Below are 16,460 nucleotides of genomic sequence, written 5' to 3' on the forward strand. Positions count from 1 at the left end.
CCGCAAAGGCGCCGCCCATGCTGACCTTTACCTTCCGGCGACTGGTTCTTGCCATCCCCACCCTTTTGTTCATCTCGCTTGTCATATTCAGCCTGCTCCAGCTTGCCCCGGGTGATCCAATGGCACAGGTGCCGCTGACCGTGCCGCCCGAAGTCAAGGAAAGGATGCGCGAGGCGCTTGGCCTTGGCGCGCCGGTGCATATCCAGTTCTTCAAGTGGCTTGTGCAATTCTTCTGGGTCGAGCCACAAGTTCTGATCGACAGTATCTTCGGCACCACTTTCTCGGAAGGTAAATTGCGCGTGCTGTCTTGGCAGACCCGCAGCCCCGTTATGGATATCGTGGTGCAGCGTCTGCCGCAGACATTGTGGGTAGTCGGCATGTCCTATGTGCTGGGAGTAATGATCGCCCTGCCCATCGGCATCTATTCAGCCTACCGGCAATATTCGGCTTTTGACCAGATCGGCACATTCGTGTCGATGGTGGGCTTTTCGGTGCCGACCTTCTTTACCGGCGTTTTGCTGATCGTCATCTTCTCGGTCAACCTGGGTTGGTTCCCGTCGATCTATGACACCACGCACAAGGTCTCCGACTGGGACAGCTTCATGTTCCAGATCCGCCAGATGATCATGCCCGTTGCCGTACTGGCGCTGTATAATGCCGCGCAGATCAGCCGCTTCATGCGGGCGTCAATGCTGGACAATCTCAATCAGGATTACGTCCGCACGGCGCGGGCCAAGGGTCTGGGCGAGAAGACCGTTGTTCTGGTGCACGTCCTGCGCAATTCGATGATCCCCGTAGTCACCGTGATCGCCTTGGGCGTGCCGCAAGTCTTCGGGGGCGCGATCATCACCGAGCAGGTCTTCAAGGTCAACGGTCTGGGCCAGCTTCTGATCACCTCGATCGAGGCGAACGACCTGCCGATGGTGCAAACCCTGACCTTCATTTTCGCGCTGCTGATCGTCATCTTCAATCTGATCGCGGATGTGCTTTACGGCATCCTTGACCCGAGGATCCGCTATGACTGAGATGACCGACCAACCCATCCCCACGGCCCCGCCGCGCAGCCAGTGGCGTGACATATGGGAACAGTTCAAAAGCCATAAAGGCGCGCTGCTGGGCGGCATTGTGTTTCTGTTGATCGTGGTGTCGGTCTTCCTAGGGCCTTTGCTCTGGCCCTATGACGCGACTTTCATCGACATCCGGTCCCGCAATCAGGGGCCAAGCTGGGTGCATCCCTTGGGCACAGACCAGTTGGGCCGGGACATGCTGGCGCGCATGATGGCGGGCGGTCAGACCTCGGTTTCGGTCGGGATTACAGCGATGCTGCTGGCACTGGTGCTTGGCAGTCTGATCGGGGTTCTGGCAGGGTACTTCCGCAAGCTGGACAACATCCTGATGCGGACGACCGACCTGTTCCTTGCCCTGCCGCTGCTGCCCCTTCTGCTGGTGATGGTGCTGCTGTTCCGCGAACCGTTAAACGCGGCCTTCGGCCCCGAGACAGGTATCTTCATCCTGATCGTTACAGCCATCGGCATTACAAGCTGGATGCCCACGGCACGCATCGTGCGCGGCGATGTGCTGGCCCTGAAAGAGCGGGAATTCGTGCTGGCCGCGCGGTCGATCGGGACGACCAATTTCCGCATGATCACACGCCATATCCTGCCCAACGTGATGTCGCCCATCATGGTGTCTGCCACGCTGGGCATTGCCAATGCGATCATCACGGAAAGCGCGCTGTCCTTCCTTGGTCTGGGCTTTCCGCCGGATTTTCCGACATGGGGCCGCCTGCTGTTTGATGCGGTCGATTACATGCAACAGCATCCACAGCGCGTTCTCTGGCCCGGTCTGGCGATCTCGCTGACGGTGCTGAGCGTCAACTATCTGGGTGACGGTCTGCGGGATGCGCTGGACCCGCGTATTCGGGGGCGCTGAGCGAAATAAGGACAGGCGAGTGGCCCGCACCACCGGTGCGGGTCTTCTTGTTTGCAAACGGCAGGCGAGAGGAACATGCGACCTGCCCCTGCGCCGCCGCAAGGAAAAATATTCCGTTACAGAACGATTTCCCGACAAGCCCCTCTCTTGATTATAAAGTATAACCCGTCCATCTGGGACAAAATTCCAGATTGCGGAGAAAACCCATGTTCGAATCCCTCGGCTTCGAGACACTGACCGCCCCGCAGGCGGCTGTCTATTTCGCCCTTGCCCTCGGCGTTGCCTTTGGCATTCTCGCGCAGATCACCCGCTTCTGCTTCCGCCGCTCCATTGTGGGCAAGGATCGCAAACAGGCGGCCGGCGTCTGGCTGACCGCCTTGGCCGTCGCCGTGCTGGGCACGCAGGGTGCTGTCGCCGCAGGCTGGATCACCTTTGCAGAGCATCGGTTCATGGCGGGCGAATTGCCGGTTCTGGCAATCGTCGCCGGTGGCCTGCTGTTCGGTGCGGGCATGGTGCTGACACGCGGGTGCGTGTCGCGTCTGACTGTGCTGACCGGATCGGGCAATTTGCGTGCCGCTCTGGTGCTGGTGGTATTCGCCGTTGTCGCCCATGCGACGCTGAAAGGCGTGCTGGCACCGCTGCGCACAACGCTCGGCTCTATCACCCTGTCGCTGGATTCGGTGGCTCTGCCGGGAGCACCGCTGCTCTGGGCGGGCCTGATTGCTGCTGCTGCACTGGTCATCGCGCTACGTTCGGGAAATCGCGCGGGCATACTGGCGCTTGCGGCCCTGATCGGTGTGCTTGTCCCGCTGGGCTGGGTTGGCACCGGCTTTATCCTGCAGGACGAGTTTGACCCCATCGCGATGGAAAGCCTGTCCTTCACCTCTGCCGCCGCCGAAGCGCTGTTCTTCACCGTTGCGTCAACCTCGATCTCGGCCACATTCGGGGCCGCGCTGATCGGTGCCGTTGTTCTGGGCGCGCTAGCCAGCAGCCTGATCCGTGGTGAATTCGCATGGCAGAGCTTCCACAGCCCGCGTGAAACCGGACGTTATATGTCAGGTGCAGCCCTGATGGGTGTGGGCGGCGTTCTGGCTGGTGGATGCACCGTTGGCGCAGGTCTGTCTGGCATCCCGACCCTGTCGATTGCCGCCATCCTTGCGATTGCCGCCATCGGCGCGGGTGGTCTGCTGACGAACTGGGCGCTTAGTGCAGGCTCTTCTGAACGCGCCGCACCAGCCACCAGACCAACAGCATTACCGGCAGAGTAAGCGCCGCTGTCAATGTTCCCTTGCTGATGCTTATAGCTTCGGCAAGGGGATAAACCACGTAGGACATCAGCGACACCGCGTAATAGCTGATCGCCACAACGGACAGTCCTTCGACTGTCTTTTGCAGGCGCAACTGCATATCCGCCCGCACATTCATACTTTCCAGCAAGTTCTGGTTCTGGGCCGAGCGTTCCACATCCACGCGTGTGCGCAACAGCTCCCCTGCTCGCATCGCCCTGTCCGCCATCGCCGCCAGTCGCGCCTGCGAGGCTTTGACCGTCCGCATCGCGGGATCGTAGCGGCGCATCATGAATTCCGCGAATGTCTGCCGTCCGTCGAAACGCTCCTCGCGCAGCACCTCGATCCGCTGGTGAACGATAGCCTCATAAGCTGCTGCCGCACCGAAGCGGAACGAGGCACGGGCGACCTTGTTTTCCAGCATGGCCGAGACTTCCAGCAGGCCCGCAAGCGTCTGGTCGGCTGGCTTTTCATTGCGGGTCATATCATCCATCAACTGTGTCAACTGCGCGTCGATCGCGGCCAGCGTCGCCGACATCGCCTTGACCTGCGAGAAGGCCAGCATCGACATGGTCTTGTAGGTTTCGATCTCACACAGACGCTGCACGACACGCCCGATCCGCCGCGCGCCTGTTTCGGGCGATACAAAGATCGCAAAACGCATATGGCCAGCCGGATCAATGCGGAAATCGCCCGCGACGATGGCGGCATCGTCCAGAACGCGACTGACGGCCAGACTTTCCGGCACGAACCAGTCGTTCAGCTTGTTGACGACAGAGGCTTTCTCGCCGATCTCCTCCATCCGGATGAGGGCCGAGGTGACACGCACGCCAGGGGCCTTGGCCAGCCATTCCGCTGGAAACACGTCGAAATCCACAGGATCGAAGGCCCGCGCACTTAGGCTTTCCGAGAATGCCGTGTAGGTCACGAATTCGGTATGGCTTTCCCATTTCAGCATATGCCGCCCAATCTGCCCGAAATAATGCGTCGCACCGGGCTGTGGATGGGCCGCGCCGAAACGGTCCAGCAAAGCTGTCAGATGCGCCAGATCGGCACCTCGGTCTCTGCTGGCGGCATCCTGTTCCTTCTTGATCGCCAGATAGAAGGCCGATCCGGGCGCATCAATGGACGGAAAGGGCCGCGCATGCAGTTCATTGGCCAGTTCATAGCGCAGCGGATGGTCCTGAATGGGCGACATGGGCAACTCCTGACGTTCGGCACAGGATATACTTTAGAGCGGCGAAGTTAAAGATAAAGTTGTTTTATTTCAGTTATTTACGGAACACGACAGTATACCCAAGCCTGTTTCGCGGGCATTGGGTGCAGCCTATAACAAAAAAGGCACCCCGTGGGGTGCCTTTTCCGGTAGCGTTCTGGCGCAAGGATCAGCTGATCTTGGCCAGCAATTCATCCAGCGATTTCTTGGCATCGCCGTAGAACATCCGTGTGTTTTCCTTGAAAAACAAGGGGTTCTCGATCCCCGAATAGCCGGTGCCTTGCCCGCGCTTGGACACGAACACCTGTTTGGCTTTCCAGCATTCCAGAACCGGCATACCGGCGATGGGGCTGTTGGGATCGTCCTGCGCCGCAGGGTTTACGATGTCATTCGAGCCGATCACGATGGCCACATCCGTGCTTGGGAAATCCTCGTTGATTTCGTCCATCTCCAGAACGATATCGTAGGGCACCTTGGCTTCCGCCAGCAGCACGTTCATGTGACCGGGCAGACGCCCCGCCACGGGGTGGATCGCGAAACGGACGGTCTTGCCTTTGGCACGCAGGCGCTTGGTCAGCTCGGACACGCTTTGCTGGGCCTGCGCCACCGCCATCCCGTAGCCCGGAATGATGATGATGCTGTCAGCCTCGTCCAGCGCATTGGCAACACCGTCGGCGTCAATCGCCACCTGTTCGCCTTCGACCGCCATCTGCTCGCCCGCGGGGCCGCCGAAGCCGCCCAGAATGACGCTGATGAAGGACCGGTTCATCGCCTTGCACATGATGTAGGACAGGATCGCACCCGAAGAGCCGACCAGCGCGCCGACCACGATCAGCAGATCATTGCCAAGGCTGAAGCCGATGGCCGCTGCCGCCCAGCCGGAATAGCTGTTCAGCATCGAGACAACCACGGGCATATCAGCGCCGCCGATCCCCATGATCAGGTGATAGCCGATGAACAGCGCCAGCAATGCCAGCAGCACCAGTGTCCAGCTACCGGCCTCGTTCATATACATGACTGCCAGCACCAGCGAGAGACCCGCCGCCGCCGCATTCAGAATATGACCGCCCGGCAGTTTCTGCGCCGCTGTGTTCACCTTGCCCGCCAGCTTGCCATAGGCAATGACCGAGCCGGTAAAGGTGACTGCACCGATCCAGATACCAAGCACCAGTTCAACCCGCAGGATCGCGATTTCAACGGATGTTTTCTTGGCAATCAACTGCCCGAAAGACGACAGCTCGCCATAGATCGCGGCAGGCAGGCCGATGGCGGTATAGCCGTCATCCGACACAGCCCCCAGAACCTGACCGTTCGCATTATAGATCTGCGCGATATCGTTGATCATCAGATCGGCGTTGAAGCCCACAAACACAGCCGCCAGACCGACGAGGCTGTGCATGATTGCCACCAGTTCCGGCATCTGGGTCATCTGAACGCGCGTTGCCAACTGATAACCGACAGCAGCGCCCAAGGCGATCAACACCAGCGATGCGGCCCACAGGCCCTGGCCCGGTCCGATCAGCGTGCCGACCACGGCAATCGCCATACCGACGATCCCGTACCAAACAGCGCGTTTCGCGCTTTCCTGTCCGCTCAACCCGCCCAGAGACAGGATGAACAGCACGGCGGCCACAGCATAAGCTGCAATAGTAAATCCGTATTCCATATTACCTGCTCCTTAGGATTTCTGGAACATGGCAAGCATGCGCCGTGTCACGAGGAAGCCGCCGACAATGTTGATCGCAGCCATGAAAATGCCCAGTGCCGCCAGCAGCGTGATCAGCATCGAGGACGATCCGATCTGGATCAGAGCGCCCAGAATAATGATCGAGGAAATGGCGTTGGTCACGGCCATCAGCGGGGTATGCAGGCTGTGCGCGACATTCCAGATCACCTGGAAGCCGATGAAGACAGACAGCAGGAACACGATGAAATGCTGCATGAAGCTGGCTGGCGCGACAAGGCCGACCGCCAGAAGAAGCACGGCACCGATCGCCAGAAGACCGACCTGATTGCGGGTCTGCGTCTTGAAGGCCGCGATTTCATTCGCACGCTTTTCCTCAGCGGTCAGTTCCTTGCCCTTTTCCTTGGGCTTTTGCGCCGCAATCGCGGCCACTTTTGGCGGCGGTGGCGGGAATGTCACCTCTTTGCCGAAGGTCACGGTCGCGCCGCGGATCACGTCATCTTCCATGTTATGAACAACTTGTCCGTCCTTGCCGGGGGTCAGGTCGGTCATCATATGGCGGATGTTGGTCGCATAGAGCGTCGAGGCTTGCGCGGCCATACGGCTGGGGAAATCGGTGTAGCCGATGATCGTGACACCATTCTCGGTGACGATCTTTTCGTCCATCACGGTCAGCTTGCAGTTGCCGCCCTTTTCCGCCGCCAGATCGACGATCACGGAGCCGGGCTTCATCGCCGCAACCATATCGGGCGTCCACAACTCGGGCGCTTCACGGTTGGGGATCAGCGCGGTGGTGATCACGATATCCATATCGGGGGCAAGCTCGCGGAACTTGGCAAGCTGCGCCTCGCGGAATTCGGGGCTGGACGGTGCGGCATAGCCACCTGTCGCGGCCCCGTCCTGCACGGCTTCGGCAAAATCCAGATAGACGAATTGCGCGCCCATGGATTCAACCTGCTCGGCCACTTCGGGGCGCACGTCAAAGGCAAAGGTGATTGCACCAAGGCTGGTCGATGTCCCGATCGCGGCAAGACCTGCCACACCCGCACCCACGACCAGAACCTTGGCGGGAGGCACTTTGCCCGCCGCCGTGATCTGGCCGGTGAAGAAGCGGCCAAAGTTGTTGCCGGCTTCGATCACCGCGCGGTAGCCCGCGATATTCGCCATGGACGACAGCGCGTCCATCTTCTGCGCGCGGCTGATGCGCGGCACCATATCCATCGCAATAACATTGGCACCCTTGGCGGCAGCCTGTTTCATCAGCGACTCGTTGGCGACCGGATAGAACATCGAGATCAGGGTCTGACCCTCGTTCATCTTCTTGACTTCCGCCTCAGAGGGCGGGCGCACCTTGGCCACGATATCGGCGGCTTTCCACAGGGCGGCAGCGGTTTTCACCACCTCGACGCCCGCCTCCTCATAGGCCTTGTCCGAGAAACCGGCGGCCATACCGGCACCGGCCTCGATCACACAACTATGTCCCAGTTTCTGCAACTGAAGCGCAGAGTCAGGGGTCATGGCCACACGGGCTTCACCCTCGATTATTTCCTTTGGCGTACCGATCTTCACGTCTCGCGTCCCCCTTTTCGCAGGTCTTGTACCGGCCGCCGCGCGACCGGAAACTTGTTTATAGTGCGGCGCAACAATATTTCACAAGCTGATCGGTCCTGCGATGCACTTATTGCGCGGCACTGTCAAATCCATCGGCGGGTTTTCTGGCAATAGCGGGCGAAATCCGCCCTGAAACTGCGTCTGAGGCGGTTTTCTTCGGGGATGACAAAGCGCTTTTCTAGTATCCAAAGGAATACCGGCACCAATGGTAGCGCCAGCACCGCATCAAAGCGCAGAATCAACCCTGCCAGCACCAGAACATCGCCCAGATAGATCGGGTTCCGGCTGCGGCTGAAGATGCCCGACTGCACCAGTTTGGTAGCCTCCAGATGCGGCACGATGGTAGTGCGGGCCTTGCGCATCTCGTGCACGGCCAGCACCATCAGGATCAGCCCGCCCCCTACAAGAATACCGCCCACGAAATCCGCCCATGCCCCGCCAAACGACAGGCCAAGCGGCAGATATTGCGCTTGCGCCCAGACCAGCGCGATCATCGCGATCAACCACACCGGCGGCAGATCAATCCATTTGAGCAGGGCACGCATCATTCAGGACGATAGGCGGCTGTGGTCTGCCACCCCTCATAGCCGGTCTGGAGCATCAGCACATTCTCGCGCCCCAACAGGCGGGCGGCAAAGGCTGCCTGCGCCGACAGGGTGCCGGTGTTGCAATAAAGAATGACCATGCCGCTTGCGGGCAACTCGTCCAGACGGCCCGGCACCGCGCGCCATTCTATATTCACAGCACCGGGGATATGACCTTCCGCGAATTGCGCCGCGTCGCGCGTATCAACGATCATCGCGCTGTCAAAGACCAGACGGTCCATCTGGTCGGGCATGATGATACCCGAATCATAAGTGGCAAAATCCATATAGCCGGTGATTGCCTCAAGCAGCGCTTCCTCGGATGCTGCCGTTGCGGGTGCCAGCAGCCCTGTCACGCCGATCAGGGCCGACAGAGACAGGGCAGATGCAAACCGCCTCATTCGAACTCCATCTCCTCGAACACGCGGCCCGCGTTACGCGTTGCCAGTTCCTCGAATGTATCAAGGTTGCGCCATTTTTCCTGATCGACATAGAAGGCGCTCGCCAGATCGCCGCCTTCCTCGATATGGGCGCCGATCTTCTCGCGCAGGTCTACCAGATAGTCGCGCGTATAGTGGCGCACCTGCGCCAAATTGGTCGGATGGCCGTGACCGGGGATCACATAGGTCGGGTTCAGCGGCTCAAACGCGGTTTCCCATGTCTCGATCCAGCATGAGGTGCAGGTATCGGCAAAGATTGGCGGCATGCGTTCGTGAAAGGCGATATCGCCCGCGATCATGACGCCCCATTGCGGTATCCAGACCTGCGTATCGCCGGGGCCGTGCGCGGGGCCCAGATGCAGCACCTCCAGCGTGACATCGCCCATCGTGATGTCGTAGCGGTCATCGAAAGACAGGTTCGGCACCGCGATCCGCGTGCCCTCGGCGCGATCCTTGTTATAGCCCTGCATGCCCATCAGGATCTGGTCGCCATGCGCCTCGACCTCGGCAATCGCATCGGTATGGGCCAGAATATCGACACCCTGATCCACCCAGTAGGAATTGCCCAGAACGGCATGGCCCTGCCCGTTCTCGTTGATCACCAGTTTGACCGCCTGATCTGTCACGGCCTTGATCTCGTCATGCAAGGCCGCAGCCAGACGGACCGAGGCACCGCCATTGACTACAATCACCCCGTCCCCGGTGACAACAAAGGACAGGTTGTTGTTGTGGCCTGCATTCTCGTAAGTCGGCGGAGCCGTGGCCCCGATCGCGGACCAGACATGCGGGATCACTTCGACCGGTTTGTCGTAAAGCTCGGATTGTGGATATTTGTCCGCGATATCCTCGCTCGCCATGGCTTGGGCTGCCACCAAGGCCAGCACGGTGCCGACTGTCATCATCTGTTTCATGTGATCCTCCTGTCGCAATAGCCTCCCGCCTTGCGCCAATCATATTCACAGACGCGAATGTCATTGTAAAGTGACCTTGCGGCGGAAAACCGACCGCCCCCCTTGCCATGCAAGCCGTGACGGATAGTCTGCCGCAAAAGGGAGGAACATCATGTTGCATTCAGGCAAACACGCATTGGTCACAGGCGGCGGCACAGGCATCGGCCTTGCCATCGCACAGGCACTCGCCGCCGAAGGCGCACAGGTCACCATCACCGGACGACGCACCGAAGTGCTTGAGGCGGTCGCAGGCAACGGCCTGCACGCGCTTGCCATGGATGTGATGGACGAAGCGCAGGTCGTGGAGGGCATCAAAACCGCCGTGGCAGCGCGCGGGCCGATCCAGATTGTCGTCGCCAATGCGGGCATTGCCGAGGGCAAGAGCCTGCAAAAGACCGATCTGGAATTCTGGCAGCGCATCATGAGGACAAATCTGGACGGCGCTTTCCTGACCATCCGCGAATCCATGCGCGGCATGCTGGATACAGACTGGGGCCGTGTCATCGTGGTCTCGTCATTGGCGGGGCTGCGCGGCCTCAAGGGTGCGGGGGCTTATTCCGCCTCGAAACACGGGGTGATCGGGCTGATCCGCTCCTATTCCGAGGAATATATGGGCGGGCCAATCACCTTCAACGCGCTGTGCCCTGGCTATGTGGAAACAGATATCGTGGCGCTGAATTCGGAATCCATCGCGCAACGCACTGGCATGAGCGTGGAACAGGCGCGTCAGGCCATGGCCGACAGCAACCGCCACCGTCGCCTGATCTCGGTCGAGGAAGTGGCCACCGCCGCGATGTGGCTGTGCCATCCGCTGTCCGGCGCGGTCAACGGGCAATGTGTGGAAATCGCCGGCGGTCAGGTCCGGTAAGGTCCGCGAGGGCCTCGCATCGGGGTTTTTCATGGACAAACCGGTGCGAGATCCCTATCCGGTCAAGGTAGTTTAAGCCTAAAATATCTACCGGAGCCCATGATGACCGACTTTGCCGCAACCAAAGCCATGTTCGACCTGCCCGCAGGCATGGTCTATCTGGATGGCAATTCGCTGGGGCCACTGCCACGCGCTGCCGCCGCGCGGGTCGCGCGTATGATCGCGGATGAATGGGGGCAAATGCTGATCACCGGCTGGAACAAGGCCGGCTGGATGGAGCAGCCCACCCGTGTCGGCGACCGGATCGCGCGTCTGATCGGGGCCGAGGCAGGCCATGTCGTGATGGGCGACACCTTGTCCGTCAAGGTCTATCAGGCGCTGGCCTCGGCACTGGAGATGCGGCCCGGCCGCCGCGTGATCCTGTCCGACAGCGGCAACTTTCCCTCCGATCTCTATATGGCCGAGGGGCTGATCGCCTCGCTCGCGCGCGGGCACGAGTTGCGCGTCGTCGCCCCCGAGGATGTGGCCGCCAATATCACAGAAGAAGTCGCCGTCACCCTGATCACCGAGGTGGATTACCGCACGGGCCGCAAGCACGACATGGCCGACCTGACCGCGCGCGCCCATGCAGCGGGTGCGCTGACGATCTGGGATCTGGCTCATAGCGCGGGCGCTTTGCCCGTCGATCTGGTAGGCTGCAAAGCCGATTTCGCGGTAGGCTGCACCTATAAATACATCAATGGCGGACCAGGCGCGCCAGCCTTTATCTATGTCGCCCCCCGCCATGCCGATACAGCCCGCCCTGCCCTGTCCGGCTGGCTGGGTCACGAAGCGCCCTTTGCCTTTGATACCTCCTACCGCCCCGGCGCAGGGATCGAACGCATGCGTGTCGGCACACCGCCTGTTCTGGCACTGGCCGCACTGGAAGCGGCCCTTGATATCTGGGAAATGACAACGATGCAGGAGATCCGCAGCGCCTCTATCGCGCTGTCCGAGCAGTTTATGAACGGGGTCGAGGCCGCCTGCCCCATGCTGACCCTTGCCAGCCCGCGCGATGCAGACCAGCGCGGCAGTCAGGTCTCGTTCCGCTTCAAGAACGGCTATGCCGCAATACAGGCCCTGATCGCGCGCGGCGTCGTAGGCGATTTCCGCGCGCCTGATATCATGCGCTTCGGCTTCACGCCGCTGTTCATCGACGCAGGCGATGTGGACAAGGCGGCCGCCATCATCGCCGATGTCATGAACAACCGGCTCTGGGACAAGCCAGAGTTCAAAACCCGCGCCCGTGTGACCTGATGCCGATGCAACCTGCCGCCACCGAAAGCCTGCCGCTCTGCCGCCCTTCAGGTTGGGTAGCTTTCTGGCGGCGGCTGGCCTGTGGCGCGGCGCTGAACGGCTGACACCGAGCTTCTGTTTCTACTTGCGTCAAATATCCATGACGCCACTTGCAGCCCAGCAAAGCAGAACATGAGGCCACCATGACCACAACACCCTACGATCCCGCCGCCGAAGGGGCGCAGATGTCCTTTGACGGGCGCATGTCCTATGGCGATTACCTGTCGCTTGACATGATCCTGAACGCGCAGAAAACCTGCACCGACACCCATGACGAGATGCTGTTCATCATCCAGCACCAGACCTCGGAACTGTGGATGCGTCTGGCCATCCACGAGATTTCAGCTGCCCGCGCCGCGCTGGGCACGGGTGCTGTGCGGCCTGCCTTCAAGATGCTGGCCCGCGTGGCGCGTATCTTCGAGCAGCTCAACAACGCATGGGACGTGCTACGGACGATGACCCCCAGCGACTACACGGCCTTCCGCGATGCTCTGGGGCAATCCTCGGGCTTCCAGTCGCATCAATACCGCCAGATCGAATTCATGCTGGGCAACCGCAACCACGCCATGCTGCGCCCCCATGCCCACCGCCCCGAGGTTTTGGCCCTGCTGGAAGATGAACTGGCGCAACCCTCGCTTTACGACGCGGCGCTGCGCCTGTTGGCGCAAACCGTACCGCTGCCCGATACGGTGCTGTCGCGCGATGTCGGGCAAAGCTATACGCCGTCGGAGGCGGTGAAAGAGGCATGGATCACCGTCTACCGCGCGCCGCAAACCCATTGGGAACTTTATGAACTGGCTGAGAAACTGATGGACTTCGAGGATTACTTCCGTCGCTGGCGCTTCAACCATGTCACGACGGTCGAGCGCGTGATCGGCTTCAAACGCGGCACCGGCGGGACCGGCGGGGTCAGCTATCTCCGGCGGATGCTGGACGTAGAGCTTTTCCCAGAGCTTTGGCACCTGCGGACCGATCTGTGAGCACGGTGTAGGTGGCGCGACCGGATTTGAGTGCTTGGAGCAAGATGAAACCGGAACGGACCATCAGCCCGTTGTGATCGCACGGGCAAAAACATGCGCCAACAGGCGCATGGCGGCGCTATAGCTGTCGGGGCTGGGGCGCGGCGCTTTCAGCCCGTGCAGCGCGGCCATCATGGTGTTGGCCAGTGCAGTGGCATCCCCGCCGCTGACCGCAAGGGTAATCCGGCCCGTTGCCGCCGCCTGCTGCAACCATCCGGCATAGATCCCCACCAGACGCGCCTCGCCCGCCTGGGCGATATCGGCGCTGGAGGCGTATTTGGTGTCCAGCAACTCGTTCCCATGCGGCGAGGAGAGAAGCGCCTCGAATATCTGGCCGCTTTGCGCAGCAAAAGCCTGCGCCAGTGTCTCTTGCAAGGGCAGATCACGTGACAGGACGCTTTCGATCTGGGCGGCCGCGTCATCATAGTAGAACTGCGCCAGAGAGCGGAAAATATCTTCCTTGTTACGGTAATGCAGATAGAGCGCGGCGCGTGACATGCCAGCACCCCGCGCTATGTCTTCCATCGAGGTGCGGCGGAAACCATAGCTGCAAAAGGCCTCGAATGCAGCCTTCAGAATGGCCTTGCGGCGGGGATCTTGCGCCAAATCTGGTTTGGTTTGGTCATGCATGCTGACTATGTGACAGACACAGTCCATTTCGTCAATTTACCAGATTGACAAAATGACATTTTACGATCATTTTGTCAGAGCAGCCCAAGAGCATCCTGAAACCAACCGGAGTTTGCGCCATGTCCACCAGCCTGACCATCAACGGAACCGACCATAGTGTCGATCTGCCCCCCGAGGTGCCGTTGCTGTGGGTGCTGCGTGACGCAGTCGGCCTGACGGGCACGAAATTCGGCTGCGGTGTCGCCGCCTGCGGTGCCTGCACCGTGCAGATAGACGGACAGGCCGTGCGGTCCTGTCAGGTGGCGCTTGGCGATGTCTGGGGCGAGGTGACCACGATCGAGGGGCTGGGCACGCCCGATGCGATGCATGCGCTGCAACAGGCATGGGTCACGCATCAGGTGGCGCAATGCGGTTATTGCCAGTCAGGTCAGATCATGCAAGCCGCCAGCCTGCTGGCCGAGACACCCGAGCCGACAGATGCCGATATCGACAATGCGATGCAGGGCAATCTGTGCCGCTGCGGCACTTATCCCCGCATCCGTGCCGCGATCCATGACGCGGCCCGCAGCCTGAAGGAGGCGTGATCCATGGCCAGCATCGGTAAAATCGCCCGCCGCTCGTTCTTGATCGGCTCGGTCGCCATTCTGGGCGGTGTCGCCTTTGGTGTCTACAAGGCACGTCAGACCCCGCCTAATCCGCTGTCGTCCGAGGATGGCGCGGCGCTCAACCCCTATGTGCTGATCAACGCAGATGGGGTCACGATCATCACCCCCCGCGCCGAAATGGGCCAAGGCATCCATTCCACCCTCGCCGCCTTGGTGGCCGAGGAACTGGATGTCGCGTGGCAGGATGTCACCGCGCTGCACGGCCCGCCCGCGCAAGCTTATTACAATGGGGCACTAATGGGGGCGGGTATGCCCTTCAAGGATTATGCCCTGACCGATATGCAGCACAGCCTCAAAGAGGCGCTGGCCGTCCTGCCCAAGATGATGTCGCTACAGGTCACGGGCGGATCGACCTCAACCGTGGATGCCTTCGACAAGATGCGCCTTGCCGGAGCGACCGCCCGCGAAACGCTGAAAGAGGCGGCAGCGCAGCGTCTGGGTCTGGCGCGCAGCGATCTGGCAACCGGGGACGGATATGTGATCGCACCGGATGGTACGCGGCTGTCCTATGTGGAACTGGCCGCCGATGCCGCCCGGATCGAACCGCTGCAGAACATCGCGCTGCGTCCCGCATCGCAATGGAAATATCTGGGCAAGTCGATGCCGCGCCTCGACATTCCCGCCAAGGTGACCGGCACCGCAACCTTCGGGATCGACGTGCGGGTCGAAGGGATGAAATTTGCGGCCCTGCGCCGCAACCCCGCCCTTGGCGCTAGCATGCGCGATTATGACCCTGCCCCCGCGCTGGCCATGACCGGGGTAGAGCGCGTGGTGGATCTGGGTGACGGGATCGCTGTAGTGGCGAACAATACATGGATCGCAATGCAGGCCGCCGAGGCTGTCGAAATCGACTGGGAAACCTCGATCAATCCCGCCACAACAGATGACGCCTTTGCTGTGATCGCGGCCGCATTCGACGGCAAGGCAAACTCCACCATGCGCGACGATGGTAACACCGAGGAGGTCCCGCAGGGCGCGACCGAGGTGACCGCAGAATACCGCCTGCCCTATCTGGCCCATGCCACGATGGAACCGATGAACGCCACCGCCCATATGACAGCCGAGGGTCTGACCATCTGGTGCGGCAATCAGGCCCCTGTCATCATTCAGGGCAAATGCGCCGATGCGACCGGCCTTGCAGTGGAACAGGTGACCGTACACACGACGCTTCTGGGCGGCGGGTTCGGGCGGCGCGGTGAAAGCGACTATGCGGTCTATGCCGCGCGCCTTGCCGCCGCCATGCCCGGCACGCCTGTGCAACTGACATGGTCGCGCGAGGAAGACATGCGTCATGATTTCTACCGCCCCGGTGCCATTGCGCGGTTCCGCGGTGCCGTGCAGGACGGGCGCGCCGTGCTGCTGGACGGGCAGATCGCGGCGCAATCGACCACGCGGCAGGCGGGGCAGCGTCTGGCGGGCATGGCCCCTCCGGGTCCGGACAAGGGCCATGTCGAGGGCGCTTTCGACCAGCCCTACGCGATTCCGAATTACCGCATCCGTGGCTATCTGGCCGAGATGGACATTCCCGTGGGCTTCTGGCGCGCAGTGGGCAACTCGTTCAACGGGTTCTTCCACGACACGTTCATCGACGAGCTGGCCCATGCCGCAGGAGCCGATCCACTGGAATTCCGTCTGTCGATGATGCGCGATGAACATGCGCCTTCGGCCGGAACGCTCGAAGCTGTGCGCGAGATGTCCGGATGGACCGGCCAGACCCCCGACGGGTTCGGGCGCGGGGTGGGCTTCACCTATAGCTTCGGCTGTCCCGTCGCGCAGGTGGTCGAAGTGATCGACGAGGGCGGCACGATCCGCATCAACCGTGCTTGGATCGCGGCGGATGTGGGGGTTGCGCTTGATCCGGGAAATATCCGCGCCCAGCTTGAAGGCGGCATGATCTTCGGTCTGTCAGCAGCGGTTTTTGGCCGGATCACCTTTGCGGATGGGGCTGTCGAACAGGGCAATTTCCCTGATTATGACGGGCTGCGGCTACACAACTCTCCGTTGATCGAAACGCGGGTTCTGGAAACGAACCGTCATATGTCGGGCGTGGGCGAACCTGGCACACCTCCGGCGATGCCGGCGTTGGCAAATGCCCTGTTCGATCTGACCGGCAAACGCGCACGCAGCCTGCCTTTGCTGGACCAGTTTGACCTGCTGATTTGACCATTTAGCGGCCAGCTCAGGCACCAATCCACAGGCACACAAAACACCACCCGCAATCTTTGTTGCGGGCGGTTTCG

At 61.0% G+C, this 16,460-nt stretch carries 15 protein-coding genes; 8 read left to right on the forward strand and 7 right to left on the reverse strand.

Going from position 1 to position 16,460, the window contains the following annotated elements; genetic code table 11:
* Positions 1 to 17 precede the first annotated feature (17 nt).
* From K7H22_RS10460 to K7H22_RS10470, 3 genes are all read left to right on the forward strand, one after another.
* Complete coding sequence (locus K7H22_RS10460; protein WP_230800761.1) at positions 18 to 1,025, forward strand: ABC transporter permease; 1,008 nt, start codon at positions 18 to 20, stop codon at positions 1,023 to 1,025.
* Positions 1,018 to 1,932 (forward strand): ABC transporter permease, encoded by a 915-nt coding sequence (locus tag K7H22_RS10465; protein WP_230800762.1) that lies wholly within the window; start codon positions 1,018 to 1,020, stop codon positions 1,930 to 1,932. Before K7H22_RS10460 ends, K7H22_RS10465 begins: the two co-directional genes overlap by 8 nt.
* Before the next feature lie 206 nt (positions 1,933 to 2,138).
* Complete coding sequence (locus tag K7H22_RS10470) at positions 2,139 to 3,200, forward strand: YeeE/YedE family protein (RefSeq protein ID WP_230800763.1); 1,062 nt, start codon at positions 2,139 to 2,141, stop codon at positions 3,198 to 3,200.
* Here the strand turns inward: K7H22_RS10470 and K7H22_RS10475 are convergent.
* The 6 genes from K7H22_RS10475 to K7H22_RS10500 form a co-directional block, all read right to left on the reverse strand.
* A complete protein-coding gene (locus K7H22_RS10475; RefSeq protein ID WP_230800764.1) occupies positions 3,136 to 4,416 on the reverse strand; it encodes a DUF3422 family protein in 1,281 nt (426 codons plus the stop codon). The genes K7H22_RS10470 and K7H22_RS10475 overlap by 65 nt on opposite strands.
* A 187-nt stretch (positions 4,417 to 4,603) precedes the next feature.
* Positions 4,604 to 6,100: an NAD(P)(+) transhydrogenase (Re/Si-specific) subunit beta gene (locus K7H22_RS10480; RefSeq protein ID WP_230800765.1), complete on the reverse strand. Its 1,497-nt coding sequence runs from the start codon at positions 6,098 to 6,100 to the stop codon at positions 4,604 to 4,606.
* Positions 6,101 to 6,112: 12 nt separating this feature from the next.
* Complete coding sequence (locus K7H22_RS10485) at positions 6,113 to 7,687, reverse strand: Re/Si-specific NAD(P)(+) transhydrogenase subunit alpha (protein ID WP_230800766.1); 1,575 nt, start codon at positions 7,685 to 7,687, stop codon at positions 6,113 to 6,115.
* A gap of 125 nt (positions 7,688 to 7,812) precedes the next feature.
* Positions 7,813 to 8,274 (reverse strand): methyltransferase family protein, encoded by a 462-nt coding sequence (locus tag K7H22_RS10490; protein ID WP_230800906.1) that lies wholly within the window; start codon positions 8,272 to 8,274, stop codon positions 7,813 to 7,815.
* Complete coding sequence (locus tag K7H22_RS10495; RefSeq protein ID WP_230800767.1) at positions 8,274 to 8,714, reverse strand: rhodanese-like domain-containing protein; 441 nt, start codon at positions 8,712 to 8,714, stop codon at positions 8,274 to 8,276. The genes K7H22_RS10490 and K7H22_RS10495 overlap by 1 nt, the downstream gene beginning before the upstream one ends.
* Positions 8,711 to 9,664 carry an MBL fold metallo-hydrolase gene (locus tag K7H22_RS10500; RefSeq protein ID WP_419248170.1) on the reverse strand — a complete coding sequence of 318 codons (954 nt, stop codon included), beginning with the start codon at positions 9,662 to 9,664 and terminating at the stop codon, positions 8,711 to 8,713. Before K7H22_RS10500 ends, K7H22_RS10495 begins: the two co-directional genes overlap by 4 nt.
* 151 nt (positions 9,665 to 9,815) lie before the next feature.
* Here K7H22_RS10500 and K7H22_RS10505 point away from each other — a divergent pair, with 151 nt between their 5' ends.
* From K7H22_RS10505 to kynA, 3 genes are all read left to right on the forward strand, one after another.
* Positions 9,816 to 10,571, forward strand: coding sequence for an SDR family NAD(P)-dependent oxidoreductase (locus tag K7H22_RS10505; RefSeq protein ID WP_230800768.1), 756 nt, complete (start codon positions 9,816 to 9,818; stop codon positions 10,569 to 10,571).
* 102 nt (positions 10,572 to 10,673) lie between these two features.
* Positions 10,674 to 11,867 carry a kynureninase gene (kynU, locus tag K7H22_RS10510; protein WP_230800769.1) on the forward strand — a complete coding sequence of 398 codons (1,194 nt, stop codon included), beginning with the start codon at positions 10,674 to 10,676 and terminating at the stop codon, positions 11,865 to 11,867.
* Between the two features lie 182 nt (positions 11,868 to 12,049).
* Entirely contained in the window at positions 12,050 to 12,886 is an 837-nt protein-coding gene (gene kynA, locus K7H22_RS10515) for a tryptophan 2,3-dioxygenase (protein WP_230800770.1), read from the forward strand.
* A 63-nt stretch (positions 12,887 to 12,949) separates the two neighbouring features.
* On the opposite strand, the gene K7H22_RS10520 is transcribed toward kynA, so the two are convergent.
* The gene (locus K7H22_RS10520; protein WP_230800771.1) at positions 12,950 to 13,555 is read right to left on the reverse strand and encodes a TetR/AcrR family transcriptional regulator; all 606 of its coding nucleotides are present in this window, start codon (positions 13,553 to 13,555) and stop codon (positions 12,950 to 12,952) included.
* A gap of 119 nt (positions 13,556 to 13,674) precedes the next feature.
* Here K7H22_RS10520 and K7H22_RS10525 point away from each other — a divergent pair, with 119 nt between their 5' ends.
* Positions 13,675 to 14,139 carry a (2Fe-2S)-binding protein gene (locus K7H22_RS10525; protein WP_230800772.1) on the forward strand — a complete coding sequence of 155 codons (465 nt, stop codon included), beginning with the start codon at positions 13,675 to 13,677 and terminating at the stop codon, positions 14,137 to 14,139.
* A 3-nt stretch (positions 14,140 to 14,142) separates the two neighbouring features.
* Positions 14,143 to 16,383 (forward strand): xanthine dehydrogenase family protein molybdopterin-binding subunit, encoded by a 2,241-nt coding sequence (locus K7H22_RS10530; protein WP_230800773.1) that lies wholly within the window; start codon positions 14,143 to 14,145, stop codon positions 16,381 to 16,383.
* Positions 16,384 to 16,460 lie beyond the last annotated feature (77 nt).

This window comes from Seohaeicola saemankumensis (assembly GCF_021021435.1).
Taxonomy (GTDB): Bacteria; Pseudomonadota; Alphaproteobacteria; order Rhodobacterales; family Rhodobacteraceae; genus Seohaeicola.